Raw genomic sequence first — 12,499 nt, forward strand, 5'->3', positions numbered from 1 at the left:
CCCCATCCCCCCGATAACTCGGAGCATACCGATGAGCAACAAAGGCCAACTTTTGCAGGACCCCTTTTTGAACCTGCTTCGCAAAGAGCATGTGCCCGTTTCGATCTACCTCGTGAACGGCATCAAGCTCCAAGGCCACATCGAATCGTTTGACCAGTACGTTGTCCTGCTGCGCAATACCGTGACGCAGATGGTCTACAAGCACGCGATCTCGACCGTCGTGCCGGGCCGCGCAGTCAACTTCCACGCCGGCGACGCCCCCGCGGACGCCTGATCCCCACCCCTTGTCCTCGACCTCTGCACACGACGCGACGCCGCCCTCCGAGGCGGCGCGCGCCATTCTTGTGGGTGTCGATTTCGGTCGCCACCGCGCCGCCCAGGGTTTCGACGAGAGCCTGGATGAACTGGCCTTGCTGGCCGAATCCGCCGGCGACACGCCGGTGGCCAAGATCATCGCGCGCCGCCAGGCGCCCGATGCCGCGCTGTTCGTCGGCTCCGGCAAGGCCGACGAGATCAAGCTGCTCGTGCAGGCCCACCAGGCCCACACGGTGCTGTTCGACCAGGCCATCTCGCCGGCCCAGCAGCGCAATCTCGAGCGCGTGCTGGGCGTGCCGGTGGCTGACCGCACGGCGCTGATCCTCGAGATCTTCGCCGCCCGCGCCCAGAGCCACGAAGGCAAGCTGCAGGTCGAGCTGGCCCGGCTGCAATACCTGGCCACGCGCCTGGTGCGGCGCTGGAGCCATCTGGAGCGCCAGAGCGGCGGCATCGGCATGCGCGGCGGCCCCGGCGAGGCCCAGATCGAGCTGGACCGTCGCATGATCGACGACCGCATCAAGAAGACCAAGGAGCGCCTCAAGCAGGTGCAGAAGCAGCGCAGCACCCAGCGCCGCTCGCGCTCGCGCAACGGCGTCTTCAAGGTCTCCCTGGTCGGCTATACGAACGCGGGCAAGAGCACGCTGTTCAATGCGCTGACCAAGGCGCGCGCCTATGCGGCCAACCAGCTGTTCGCGACGCTGGACACGACGACCCGTTCCCTCTACCTCGAGCAGGCCCAGGCCAGCGTGTCGCTGTCCGACACGGTCGGCTTCATCCGCGATCTGCCGCACAAGCTCGTCGAGGCCTTCCGCGCCACGCTGCAGGAGGCGGCCGACGCCGACCTGCTGCTGCATGTCGTCGATGCCGCGAGCCCCGTGCTGGATGAGCAGATGGTCGAAGTCGAGCGCGTGCTCGAGGAAATCGGCGCCGGCGGCGTGCCGCAGATCCTGGTCTACAACAAGCAGGACCTGCTGCCCGACGACCAGCGTCCGCGCGACATCGTCGACGCCATGCTGCGCCCCAACGGCAGCACCGAGCCGACGCCGCGCGTCTTCGTCAGCGCCCTCGACGGCAGCGGCTTGAACGAGCTGCGCCAGCTGATTGCGACGGCCATGCAGACCCAGCCCTTGATTCCCGACGAACGGGACCCACGTTTCGACGCTGACCCGTCGGATATCGAATCTTCCTCAGACCCTTCCCAGGCATGAGCAGCACTTCTCAAACACCTCCCCGCAGCACCTGGGCCCAGCGTTTGATGACGCCGGTCGCCCGCGCCGCGGGCCGGCTGCTGAACAACGGCCGCAATGACGGCCCGCCCGACCTCGACGAGCTCTGGCGTGACTTCAACCGCAAGCTCTCGGGCATGTTCGGCGGCAAGTCCGGCGGGCCTTCGGGCCCCAGCGGTTCGGGCGGCTCGCCCGACATGAAGGGTGCCGGCATCGGCGTCGGCCTGATCGCCGGCGTTGTCGTGCTGGGCTGGCTGGCGAGCGGCTTCTTCATCGTGCAGGAAGGCCAGCAGGGCGTGATCACGTCCTTCGGCAAGTACAGCAAGACCGTCGAGGCCGGCTTCCAGTGGCGCGGCCCCTATCCCTTCCAGGCCCATGAGATCCAGCCGGTCTCGCAGCTGCGCCAGGTCGAGGTCGGCCGCACGTCGGTCGTTGCGGCCACCGGCCTGCGCGACTCGTCCATGCTGACCCAGGACGAGAACATCGTCGACATCCGTTTCACGGTGCAGTTCACCATCCGCGACCTGCGCGACTTCCTGTTCGAGAACCGCGATCCCGAGCAGGCCGTGCTGCTGGCGGCCGAATCGGCCGTGCGCGAGATCGTCGGCAAGAACACCATGGACTCGGTGCTCTACGAGCAGCGCGACGCCATCGCCACCGATCTGGTCAACTCCATCCAGGCTCAGCTGGACCGCCTGAAGGCCGGCATCCAGATCAAGAACGTCAACGTGCAGAGCGTGCAGCCGCCCGAGCAGGTGCAGGCGGCCTTCGAGGACGCGTTCAAGGCCAATGCCAACCGCGAGCAGCTGAAGAACGAGGCCCAGGCCTATGCCAACGACGTGATCCCGCGTGCCCGCGGCGATTCCGCTCGTCTGCGCGAACAGGCCGAAGGCTACAAGGCCCGCGTCATCGCGACCGCCGAAGGCGATGCACAGCGCTTCAAGAGCGTATTGACCGAGTACCAGAAGGCGCCCCAGGTCACGCGCGACCGCCTCTACATCGACGCGATGCAGCAGGTCTACACCAATGTCAGCAAGGTCATGGTGGACAGCAAGAGCGGGTCCAACCTGCTCTATCTGCCGCTGGACAAGCTGCTGCAGCAGGGCAGCGGCAGCGTGACCGTCTCCGCGCCGCAAGCCGCCGCCGTGCCCGAGCCGCAGACGCTGCCGGCCGTTTCCGACCCGCGCAGCCGTGACAACCAGCGCAGCCGCGACGGCCGCTGATCGAGGACCATCCGAATGAACCGTATTGCCGCCATCCTCGCCGGCGTCATCGTCGTGCTGATGCTCGCGTCGTCGATGCTCTTCGTCGTTGACCAGCGCCAGTTCGCCGTCGTCTACGCGCTGGGCGAGATCAAGGAAGTCATCACCGAGCCCGGCCTGAAGCTGAAGGCGCCGCCGCCGGTCCAGAACGTCGTCATGCTGGACCGCCGCGTGCAGACCCTGGACAGCCCCGAATCGCGCCCCATCTTCACGGCCGAAAAGAAGAGCCTGGTCATCGACTGGCTCATCAAGTGGCGCATCACCGAGCCGCGCCAGTTCATCCGCAACAACGGCTCCGACATCCGCAATGTCGAGAACCGCCTCGCTCCCATCGTGCAGGCCGCTTTCAACGAGGAAGTGACCAAGCGCACCGTCATCGGCGTGCTGTCCGCCGAGCGCGACAAGATCATGAACGACGTGCGCAAGCGCCTGGCCGACGAAGCCAAGCAGTTCGGCATCGAGGTGGTCGACGTGCGCATCAAGCGCGTGGACTTCGCGTCCACCATCACCGATTCGGTCTACAAGCGCATGGAGTCCGAGCGCAAGCGCGTGGCCAACGAGACGCGCTCCACCGGCGCGGCCGAGGGCGAGAAGATCAAGGCCGATGCGGACCGCCAGCGCGAAATCATCGTCGCCGAGGCCTATCGCGACGCCCAGCTGATCAAGGGTGAGGGCGATGCCAAGGCCTCGGCCCTGTATGCGGAAGCCTTTGGCCGCGATCCGCAGTTCGCCCAGTTCTACCGCTCGCTGGAGGCCTACCGCGCCAGCTTCAGCAAGAAGGCCGACGTGATGGTCGTGGACCCGTCCAGCGACTTCTTCAAGGCCATGAGAGGCTCGGGCGGCTCCGGCGCCGCACCCGCCGCACCCGCGCGCAAGTGAACGAGCTGCTGACCGCGCTGGCGCTGGTGCTGGTCATCGAGGGGCTGATGCCCCTGATCAGCCCGGTGCGCTGGCGGGAGGTCTTCAGCCGCATCCTCGCCATGAGCGATGGCCAGATCCGCTTCATCGGCCTGGCCAGCATCCTGATGGGCCTTTTTGGACTGCTGTGGTTGCGCTGATCTGAAGGCTCGCGGGGCTGGAGCGGGGGAGGGCATAGGTACAATGCCGTTTTTAACCGCCTAGCCTGCGCCCATGTCCTCTGCTTGGCTGCTGCCCGAGCACATCGCCGATGTCCTGCCTTCGCAGGCGCGCCGCATCGAAGAGCTGCGTAGAGAGCTGCTCGACATGGCCCGCAGCTACGGCTGCGAGCTGGTCATTCCGCCGCTGCTGGAGCATCTGGACTCCCTGCTGTCGGGCACGGGTAGCGGCTCGGACATCAAGCTGTTCAAGCTGGTGGACCAGCTCTCCGGCCGCTCGCTGGGCCTGCGCGCCGACACGACGCCCCAGGTCGCCCGCATCGACGCCCATCTGCTGAACCGCCAGGGCGTGACCCGCCTGTGCTACTGCGGCCCCGTGGCGCATACGCGGCCCGACGGCCTCAACACCAGCCGCGAGCCGCTGCAGTTCGGCGTCGAGATCTATGGCCATGCCGGCCTGGAAGCCGACCTGGAAGTGCACGAACTGGCCCTGGACGCGCTGCGCCGCGCCGGCCTCACCGACGTGATGCTGGACCTGGGCGATGCGCGCCTGCTGCAGGGCGTGCTGGACGGCGTCAAGCTGCCCGCCGACACGCTGGCTGCCCTGACCGCAGCCCTGGCCGCCAAGGACATGGGTGTGCTGACCGATCTGACGGCCAGCATGCCGGCCGTGACGCGCGACGCGGTGCTGGCCCTGCCGGGCCTGTTCGGCGGCCGTGAGGTGCTGGCCGAAGCCGCCCGCCGCCTGCCCGACCATCCCCTCATCAAGGCGGCCCTGGCCGACCTGGACTGGCTGGCCGGTCATCTGGCGGCCGTCCACCCCGAGGTCAGCCTGGGTTTCGACCTGGCCGACCTGCAGGGCTATGCCTACTACACCGGCATCCGCTTCGCCGCCTATGCCTCGGGCTGCTCCGACGCCGTGCTGCGTGGCGGCCGCTACGACGAGGTCGGCGCCGCCTTTGGCCGCCGCCGCCCGGCCGTCGGCTTCAGCCTCGATCTGAAGACGCTGGTCACCCTGGTGCCGGCCACGCCCCTGCGCGCCGCCGTGCGTGCGCCCTGGGGCGAGGACGCCTCGCTGCGCCAGGCCGTGCGCGACCTGCGCGAGCAGGGCGAGACGGTGGTGTGCGTTTTGCCCGGGCATGAGCACGAGGCCGATGAATTCGACTGTGACCGCGAGCTGGTTCGCGAGCACACTCAGTGGGTTGTCCGAACGCTGTAAGGCGCGGCGACCACCAATCCTTTCAAGCAAGACAGGCAATCAACATGAGCCAAACCGCGCGTGGACGCAATGTGGTCGTCGTCGGCACCCAATGGGGTGACGAGGGCAAGGGCAAGGTCGTGGACTGGATGACGGATCACGCCCAGGGCGTGGTGCGCTTCCAGGGCGGTCACAACGCGGGCCACACCCTGGTCATCAAGGGCGTGAAGACCGCGCTGCAGCTCATCCCCAGCGGCATCATGCGCGACGGCGTGGCCTGCTACATCGGCAACGGCGTGGTGCTGGACCCGACCCATCTGCTGTCCGAGATCGAGCGCTTGGAGAAGGCCGGTGTCGAGGTGCGTTCGCGCCTCTTCATCAGCGAGTCCTGCCCGCTGATCCTGCCCTTCCACGTCGCCGTCGACAAGGCGCGCGAGGCCCTGCGTGAGACCAGCGGCAGCGGCAAGATCGGCACCACCGGCAAGGGCATCGGCCCGGCCTACGAAGACAAGGTCGCCCGCCGCGCCCTGCGCGCCCAGGACCTGAAGCATCCCGAGCGCTTTGGCAAGAAGCTGCGCGAGCTGCTGGACCTGCACAACTTCGCGCTGTCGGGCTATCTGAAGGGTGAGCCGCTCGCCTTCGAGCCTATCTTCGAGCAGGCCATGAAGATGGCCGACCAGATCAAGCCCATGCTGGCCGACGTCGGCTACATGATCCACAAGGCCAGCAAGGCCGGCGCCAACATCCTCTTCGAAGGCGCCCAGGGCACGCTGCTGGACATCGACCACGGCACCTACCCCTATGTCACGTCCAGCAACTGCGTGGCCGGCAATGCCGCCGCCGGTGCCGGCGTGGGCCCGCAGATGCTGCACTACATGCTGGGCATCACCAAGGCCTACACGACGCGCGTCGGCTCCGGCCCCTTCCCGACCGAGCTGGACTGGGAGCAGCCCGGCACCGTCGGCTACCACCTGTCCACCGTCGGCCAGGAGCGCGGCACCGTGACCGGCCGCGCCCGCCGCTGCGGCTGGCTGGACGCCGCAGCGCTGAAGCGCTCCATCATCATCAACGGCATCACCGGCCTGTGCCTGACCAAGCTCGACGTGCTGGACGGCTTGGCCGAGATCAAGATGTGCGTGGGCTACCAGCTCGACGGCAAGCTGCTCGACATCCTGCCGCTGGACGCCGATGAGATCGAGGCCTGCGAACCCGTGTTCGAGACCTTCCCGGGCTGGACCGAGACCACCTTCGGCGTCACCGCCTGGGACAAGCTGCCGGCCAATGCACGCAGCTATCTGAAGCGCGTGGAAGAGGTCATCGGCGCGCCCATCGACATGGTCTCGACCGGCCCCGACCGCGAGCACACCATCGTGCTGCGCCATCCTTATTCGGCGTAACAGCGCCTGATCACCATCAAACCAACGGAGACAACACCACCATGTTGACCGACGACGGCAAGCACCTCTACGTTTCCTGGGACGAGTACCACCTGCTGACCGAGCGCCTGGCGCTCAAGGTGCACGCCTCGGGCTGGCAGTTCGACCAGATCCTCTGCCTGGCCCGCGGCGGCATGCGCCCGGGCGACGTGCTGTCGCGCGTCTTCGACAAGCCCCTGGGCATCATGTCGACCAGCTCCTACCGCGCCGAAGCCGGCACCATCCAGGGTCGCCTGGACATGGCCAAGTACATCACCATGCCCAAGGGCGAGCTGGCGGGCCGCGTGCTGCTGGTGGACGACCTGGCTGATTCGGGTGTCACGCTGAAGGCGGTGGTCGAGCGCCTGCGCGGCATGCCTTCCATCACCGAGCTGCGCTCGGCGGTCATCTGGACCAAGAAGGTGTCGGCCTACACGCCGGACTTCTACTGCGAGATGCTGGAAACCTCGCCCTGGATCCACCAGCCGTTCGAGGAGTACGACGGCATGGGCCCGGAGCAGCTGGCGAAGAAGTTCGTCGTTTGATTGGTGACTGCGTGGCACGACTCGAAAGAAGCTCGGTTTGTGCCACCACTCGACGAAGCGCCCATCGAGGGCGCATCGTCGGGGACTCGGTCACGTTCCGCGACCCCGCTTCGGAGCATGGCTCCGAACCCTTCGAGCCCTCACGCGATTGCCTTGGCGCTTGCATGCGCCAAGTCCTTCGCCAGGCGTCGCAAAGGCCGCAGGGCCTTTGCTCGGTCCGGGCTCAGTCCACTGGACATCGCTTCCTGAGCCCCAAACGACAAAGGCCAGCACTTTCGTGCTGGCCTTCTTTGTTTGGTGCCCAGGAGAGGACTCGAACCTCCACGGAGTTACCCGCTAGTACCTGAAACTAGTGCGTCTACCAATTCCGCCACCTGGGCAAGGTGCTCAAAACTTCTAGCGAAGTCCTGAGCCGTTTCAGGAAAACAGAGACTATATCATCAAAAACTTGAAGAACACAACTGCATCGCCTACGGGCGACGGCGCGGGCCTGCTCGGCGAAGTCGAAGGCACGCTGCAAGGCCATCGGGACGGCCATGGCTTCCTGATCCCCGACGACGGCTCGGCCGACATCTACCTCTCCTCGCAGGAGACCCATGCCGTCATGCACGGCGACCGCCTGCGCGTGCGCGTCGTGCGCTTCGACAAGCGCGGCCGCCCCGAGGGCAAGGTGCTCGAGATCCTCGAGCGCAAGAAGCGCCCGCTGATCGGCCGCCTGCTGCTCGAGTCCGGCATCTGGCTGGTGGCGCCCGAAGACCGGCGCATGGGCCAGGACATCCTCATCCCCAAGAACGGCATCGCCAACGCGACGGCCGGCCAGGTCGTTGCCGTCGAACTGACCGAGCCGCCGTCGCTGTACTCGCAGCCCGTCGGCCGCGTGGTTGAGGTGTTAGGGGAAATCGACGACCCCGGCATGGAGATCGAGATCGCGGTGCGCAAGTACGACGTGCCGCACCGCTTCAGCCCCGAGACGCTGACGCAGAGCGCCAAGCTGCCCGAGAAGCTGCGTGCCGCCGACCTCAAGCACCGCATCGACCTGCGCGACGTGCCCCTGGTCACCATCGACGGCGAGGATGCGCGCGATTTCGATGACGCCGTCTACTGCGAGCCTTTCAAGCAAGGCCGCGGCAAGAAGGCCATCGAGGGCTGGCGCCTGCTGGTTGCCATCGCCGACGTGTCGCACTATGTGAAGCCGGGCGAGCCGCTGGACGGCGATGCCTACGAGCGCGCCACCTCCGTCTACTTCCCGCGCCGCGTCATCCCGATGCTGCCGGAGAAGCTGTCCAACGGCCTGTGCTCGCTGAACCCGTATGAAGACCGGCTCAGCATGGTCTGCGACATGCTGGTCAGCAGCGACGGCACGGTCACGGCCTACCAGTTCTATCCGGCCGTGATCTGCTCGCATGCGCGCTTCACCTACACCGAGGTGGCGGCCATCCTGGCCAACACCCATGGGCCCGAGGCCGCCAAGCGCCGCGAGCTGGTGCCGCATCTGCTGCATCTGCACGAGGTCTATCGCGCCCTGCTGGGCGAACGCCATCGCCGCGGCGCCATCGACTTCGAGACCACCGAGACGCAGATCGTCTGCGACGACAACGGCCGCATCGAGAAGATCGTGCCGCGCACGCGCAACGACGCCCACCGGCTGATCGAGGAGGCCATGCTGGCCGCCAACACCTGCTCGGCGGATTTCATCCAATCCAGCAAGCACCATTCGCTGTACCGCGTTCATGAAGGCCCGACGCCGGAGAAGCGCCAGACGCTGCAGAACTACCTGCGCTCTCTGGGCATCTCGGCCGGCATCTCCGACGACCCGTCGCCGCGCGAGTTCCAGCAGCTGGCCGAGGCGACCAAGAACCGCCCCGACGCCCAGCAGATCCACACCATGCTGCTGCGCTCCATGCAGCAGGCCATCTACACCGGCACCAACTCCGGCCACTTCGGCCTGGCCTACCCGGCCTACACCCACTTCACCAGCCCGATCCGGCGCTATCCGGACCTGCTGGTCCATCGCGTCATCAAATGCCTGCTGGCGAACAAGCGCTACACGCTGGACGCGTCCAAGATGAACGTGCCGCAGGCGCCCAAGCGCCCGGGCCGTCCGCCGCCGCCCAATCCGGCCGAGGCCCGCAACGAGGCCGAGCGCTGGGAGGTCGTCGGTGCGCACTGCAGCGCCAATGAGCGCCGGGCCGACGAGGCCAGCCGTGACGTCGAGGCCTGGCTGAAGTGCCGCTACATGCGCGACCGCCTCGGCGAGGTGTTTGCCGGCACGGTGTCCGCCGTCACGAGCTTCGGCCTCTTCGTGCAGCTGGACGAGCTCTATGTCGAAGGCCTGGTGCACATCACCGAGCTGGGCGGCGAGTACTACCGCTTCGACGACGCCCGCCAGGAGCTGCGTGGCGAACGCACCGGCATGCGCTATGCCACCGGCGCGCGCGTGCAGGTGCAGGTCAGCCGTGTCGACCTGGACGGTCGCCGCATCGACTTCCGCCTCGTGCGCGATGACGACGATCTGCGCCACATCGCCCGTGGGGCCGCACCCAAGCCGACCGGCAAGGCCGCTGGCAAGCCCGTGGCCAAGAAGCGCACGCCCAAGACCGCCGTCGAGAAGCTGGAGGACGTGCGTCAGACCGACCGCGACGTGAAGAAGAGCCGCAAGGAAGTCGTCGCGTCCTTGCACCCCGTCAAGGCGGCGCAGCAGGCCGCCAAGCGCGCGGCCAACAAGGCGTCCAAGAAAACGGCGACGAAGTCAGCGCCGCGCAAGCGCCGCTAGGCGCTCGATGAGGTCGTCGGCGCGCAGCACGCCGTCGACCTCGCCGGCCCGGCCATGGGCGTCCACGCCCGCGCAGGCTATTGCCTGCGCGCTCGCATCCGGCTGCTGTGCCCACAGCCCGCCCAGCCAGCCGGCGAGCACGTCGCCGGTGCCCGCCGTGGCCAGGGCCGGGCCACCGCTCGCGCAGATGGCCGGCCGCTCGTTGGGCGAGGCGATGACGCTGCCCGAGCCTTTGAGGATGACGGTGCAGCCCAGCTGCTGCGAGAGATCGCGGGCCGCCGCGAGGCGGTCGGCCTGGACGGCCGTCGTGCTGCGATTCAGCAGGCGGGCGGCTTCCAGGGGATGCGGCGTCAGCAGCGTGGACCCGGCCGGCCTCGCGCGAACGAGCGCTTTCAGGGCGGGCTCGGCGGCGACGGCATTCAAGGCATCGGCATCGAGCACGAGGCGCGGCAACGCCTGCAGCAGCAAGGGCAGGGCAGGGGCGACGCCTTCGCCAGCCCCGCAGCCGACGACCCCCACCGCCTGTGGCACATCGGAGAGCCGCCCGCGCATCAGCTCGGGCCGGCCCGGGTCCGCGACTTCGCCGGCGCCGAGGCCGAACAGGTCGACATAGACCCGCCCCGCGCCGCAGGCGAGGGCCGCGCGGGCTGCCAGGCGGGCAGCGCCCTGCATGCCGGGTGCGCCGCCCACCACCAGCACCTGGCCGTGGCTGCCCTTGTGGCTGGTCGGGCTGCGCCGCGGCGCCGGGGCGGGCCCCAGCAGCTCGGCCGTCGGCGTCTCGTCGGGCGCGATGCCGAGGTCGTCAAACCAGATGCGGCCGGCATGCGCCCGGCCCTCGCCGGTGAAGAGGCCGGGCTTGAGGGTCAGCAGGGTGAGGGTGTGATCGGCGCGCACGGCGTGTTCGCCGGCCGGCTGGCCGGTGTCGGCAAGCAGGCCGCTGGGCAGGTCCACCGCCAGCACGGGCGCGCCACAGCCGGCGATGGCAGCCATGGTGATGCGCATCTCGGCCGACGGGCCGCGGTTCAGGCCCAGTCCCAGCAGGGCGTCGATGACGAGTGAGGGGCGAATCGGTGCCTCATGGCTCACATGCACAGGCACGCCGGCTTCTGCCAGGCGGCGCGCGGCGACGAGCCCGTCGCCACCGTTGTTGCCGGGGCCGCAGGCGATCCAGACGGGGCCGCAGCCGTGGCGCAGCGCCAGTGCCAGCTTGGCGATGCCCAGGCCGGCGCGCTCCATCAGATCGGGCGATTGCAGCAGGGCGCGCGCCTCGATGCGCCGGCTGGCGGCGACATCGAACAGGGGCAGCGTCGCGGTGGTGGGCAGCAGCGGGTGCATGCCCTCGAGCTTAGGCCAGTCGCTGGGGGCCCAGTGCTGCAATGTCCAGCAAAGGCGCCTGTCCGGCGACCTGCTGGGCCAGCACCTGCGCGATGCCGCAGGCGCTGCCCCAGCCCTGGCCACCGGGCGACAGATTCAGCCACAGCCCGGCGCGGGCGCTGGCGCCGAGGATGGGCAGGCCGTCGGCCGACGTCGCGCGGCGGCTCACCCCCTGCTGGACCTGGCTGTGCAGCACCGAGCCGGGGAACCAGTGCTGCAGGCCGCGGTGCAGGGCCTCGAAATCGGCGGCGTGCTTGGCGCCGGCGCTGCTCACGGTGAGGCCGCCGGTCACGCGCACGCGCTGGCCGGTGCGGGCGACGACGATGCCCCGCGACGGATCCACCCAGCCCGCCTTGGGGCCGAGGTCGGGATGGGCTTCCAGCAGCCGCAGCGGCGCCGTGACCGAGGCTTCGTGGCGCGCCGCCAGAGGCAGGCGCCGGCCGAGCAGGGGCTGGGCGCCCAGGCCGTTGCACAGCACGACCGCGTCGAAGTGTTCGTCCTGCGGGCCGAGCGACTGGGGCAGGGTGTCGCCGGCCTCCCGCTCGGCGCCGCGCACGGGCGCCTCGACGGGCGGCGTGTATTCGTGGCGCAGCGTCAGGCCGGCAGCGCCATCGGCGACGGCGCTCACGGTGGTGTGGAAGCGAAAGCCCGCCCCCAGTTTCTGGGCCTGAAGGCGCAACTGCTGGGCAAACAGGCGGGGGTTGCCGGCGCCCCCGCGCGCCAGGGCCAGGGCGGCGGCCAGTGGCGCCTCGGCATTCAGGCCGGGCTCGCGCAGCCGGGCCTCGCCGGCCTCGATGAGCTCGACCTGCAGGCCCAGGGCTTTCCAGGTGTCCAGGCGCGCTTGCGCGGCGGCGACGCGCTTGGCATCCGTCAGCGCGATCAGCAGGCCTTCGGTGGCTTCGTCATCCAGGCCCAGCTCCCGGCGCAGCTCGGCCGTTCGCGCCAGGCTCAGCTGGCTCAGGGCGGCCAGCTGGCTGACGGCATCGCTGCTCCTGCGGCCAGCACGCCAGCGGCGCCAGCGAAAGCCGAGCGGGGCGGGAGGCGCCGCGCCGGCCAGGTGGGGCACGAAGGGCGAGAGCAGGGCGCTGCTGGCAAAGCTGGCCTGCTCGGCCACGCTGCCGCCGCGCTCGAAGACCTGGACCTTGCAGCCCAGAGCGGCCAGCTCATAGGCCGTCGTGACGCCCGCAAGGCCGGCGCCCACCACCGCGACGCGACGCGTCACGCGGGCACCCTGGAGGCAGTCGGGAAGGGCGCGCTGGCGACCGCTGGAGCGCGGCGTCGGCTGGGGAGGGGCATGAAGTTGTGTATACTCTGC

Annotated in this window: 11 protein-coding genes and 1 tRNA gene; 9 read left to right on the plus strand and 3 right to left on the minus strand. The window is 68.9% G+C overall.

The window, feature by feature from the left end:
* The first annotated feature begins 31 nt into the window (after positions 1-31).
* From hfq to AC07OY_RS05265, 8 genes are all read left to right on the plus strand, one after another.
* On the plus strand, positions 32-274 hold the full coding sequence (gene hfq, locus AC07OY_RS05230) for an RNA chaperone Hfq (protein WP_056198163.1): 243 nt from the start codon (positions 32-34) through the stop codon (positions 272-274).
* Between the two features lie 10 nt (positions 275-284).
* Entirely contained in the window at positions 285-1,523 is a 1,239-nt protein-coding gene (gene hflX / locus AC07OY_RS05235) for a GTPase HflX (protein WP_495041459.1), read from the plus strand.
* A 47-nt stretch (positions 1,524-1,570) separates the two neighbouring features.
* Entirely contained in the window at positions 1,571-2,764 is a 1,194-nt protein-coding gene (hflK, locus tag AC07OY_RS05240) for an FtsH protease activity modulator HflK (protein WP_495041460.1), read from the plus strand.
* Positions 2,765-2,779: 15 nt separating this feature from the next.
* Positions 2,780-3,682 (plus strand): protease modulator HflC, encoded by a 903-nt coding sequence (hflC, locus tag AC07OY_RS05245; protein ID WP_495041461.1) that lies wholly within the window; start codon positions 2,780-2,782, stop codon positions 3,680-3,682.
* The gene (locus AC07OY_RS05250) at positions 3,679-3,861 is read left to right on the plus strand and encodes a DUF2065 domain-containing protein (RefSeq protein ID WP_495041462.1); all 183 of its coding nucleotides are present in this window, start codon (positions 3,679-3,681) and stop codon (positions 3,859-3,861) included. Before hflC ends, AC07OY_RS05250 begins: the two co-directional genes overlap by 4 nt.
* Before the next feature lie 73 nt (positions 3,862-3,934).
* Entirely contained in the window at positions 3,935-5,098 is a 1,164-nt protein-coding gene (locus AC07OY_RS05255; RefSeq protein WP_495041463.1) for an ATP phosphoribosyltransferase regulatory subunit, read from the plus strand.
* Between the two features lie 44 nt (positions 5,099-5,142).
* Complete coding sequence (locus AC07OY_RS05260) at positions 5,143-6,474, plus strand: adenylosuccinate synthase (RefSeq protein WP_495041464.1); 1,332 nt, start codon at positions 5,143-5,145, stop codon at positions 6,472-6,474.
* 41 nt (positions 6,475-6,515) lie between these two features.
* Positions 6,516-7,037 (plus strand): phosphoribosyltransferase, encoded by a 522-nt coding sequence (locus AC07OY_RS05265; RefSeq protein WP_495041465.1) that lies wholly within the window; start codon positions 6,516-6,518, stop codon positions 7,035-7,037.
* A 295-nt stretch (positions 7,038-7,332) separates the two neighbouring features.
* On the opposite strand, the gene AC07OY_RS05270 is transcribed toward AC07OY_RS05265, so the two are convergent.
* Positions 7,333-7,417 (minus strand) — tRNA-Leu (locus AC07OY_RS05270).
* Positions 7,418-7,485: 68 nt separating this feature from the next.
* On the opposite strand from AC07OY_RS05270, the gene rnr reads away from it, so the two are divergent.
* Entirely contained in the window at positions 7,486-9,810 is a 2,325-nt protein-coding gene (gene rnr, locus AC07OY_RS05275) for a ribonuclease R (protein WP_495041466.1), read from the plus strand.
* Here the strand turns inward: rnr and AC07OY_RS05280 are convergent.
* Together AC07OY_RS05280 and AC07OY_RS05285 are read right to left on the minus strand one after the other, a co-directional pair.
* Complete coding sequence (locus AC07OY_RS05280; RefSeq protein ID WP_495041467.1) at positions 9,787-11,145, minus strand: NAD(P)H-hydrate dehydratase; 1,359 nt, start codon at positions 11,143-11,145, stop codon at positions 9,787-9,789. The genes rnr and AC07OY_RS05280 overlap by 24 nt on opposite strands.
* Before the next feature lie 10 nt (positions 11,146-11,155).
* Positions 11,156-12,406, minus strand: a complete 1,251-nt coding sequence (locus AC07OY_RS05285) for an NAD(P)/FAD-dependent oxidoreductase (protein WP_495041468.1) — start codon at positions 12,404-12,406, stop codon at positions 11,156-11,158.
* Positions 12,407-12,499: the final 93 nt, after the last annotated feature.

Source organism: Roseateles sp. GW821-FHT09H10, from assembly GCF_059415865.1.

Coding starts and splice junctions, on each gene's coding strand:
- AC07OY_RS05265 (WP_495041465.1), top strand. CDS start 6,516: ATGTTGACCGACGACGGCAAGCACCTCTACGTTTCCTGGGACGAGTAC.
- hflC (WP_495041461.1), top strand. CDS start 2,780: ATGAACCGTATTGCCGCCATCCTCGCCGGCGTCATCGTCGTGCTGATG.
- hfq (WP_056198163.1), top strand. CDS start 32: ATGAGCAACAAAGGCCAACTTTTGCAGGACCCCTTTTTGAACCTGCTT.
- AC07OY_RS05260 (WP_495041464.1), top strand. CDS start 5,143: ATGAGCCAAACCGCGCGTGGACGCAATGTGGTCGTCGTCGGCACCCAA.
- hflK (WP_495041460.1), top strand. CDS start 1,571: ATGACGCCGGTCGCCCGCGCCGCGGGCCGGCTGCTGAACAACGGCCGC.
- AC07OY_RS05255 (WP_495041463.1), top strand. CDS start 3,935: ATGTCCTCTGCTTGGCTGCTGCCCGAGCACATCGCCGATGTCCTGCCT.
- AC07OY_RS05280 (WP_495041467.1), bottom strand. CDS start 11,145: ATGCACCCGCTGCTGCCCACCACCGCGACGCTGCCCCTGTTCGATGTC.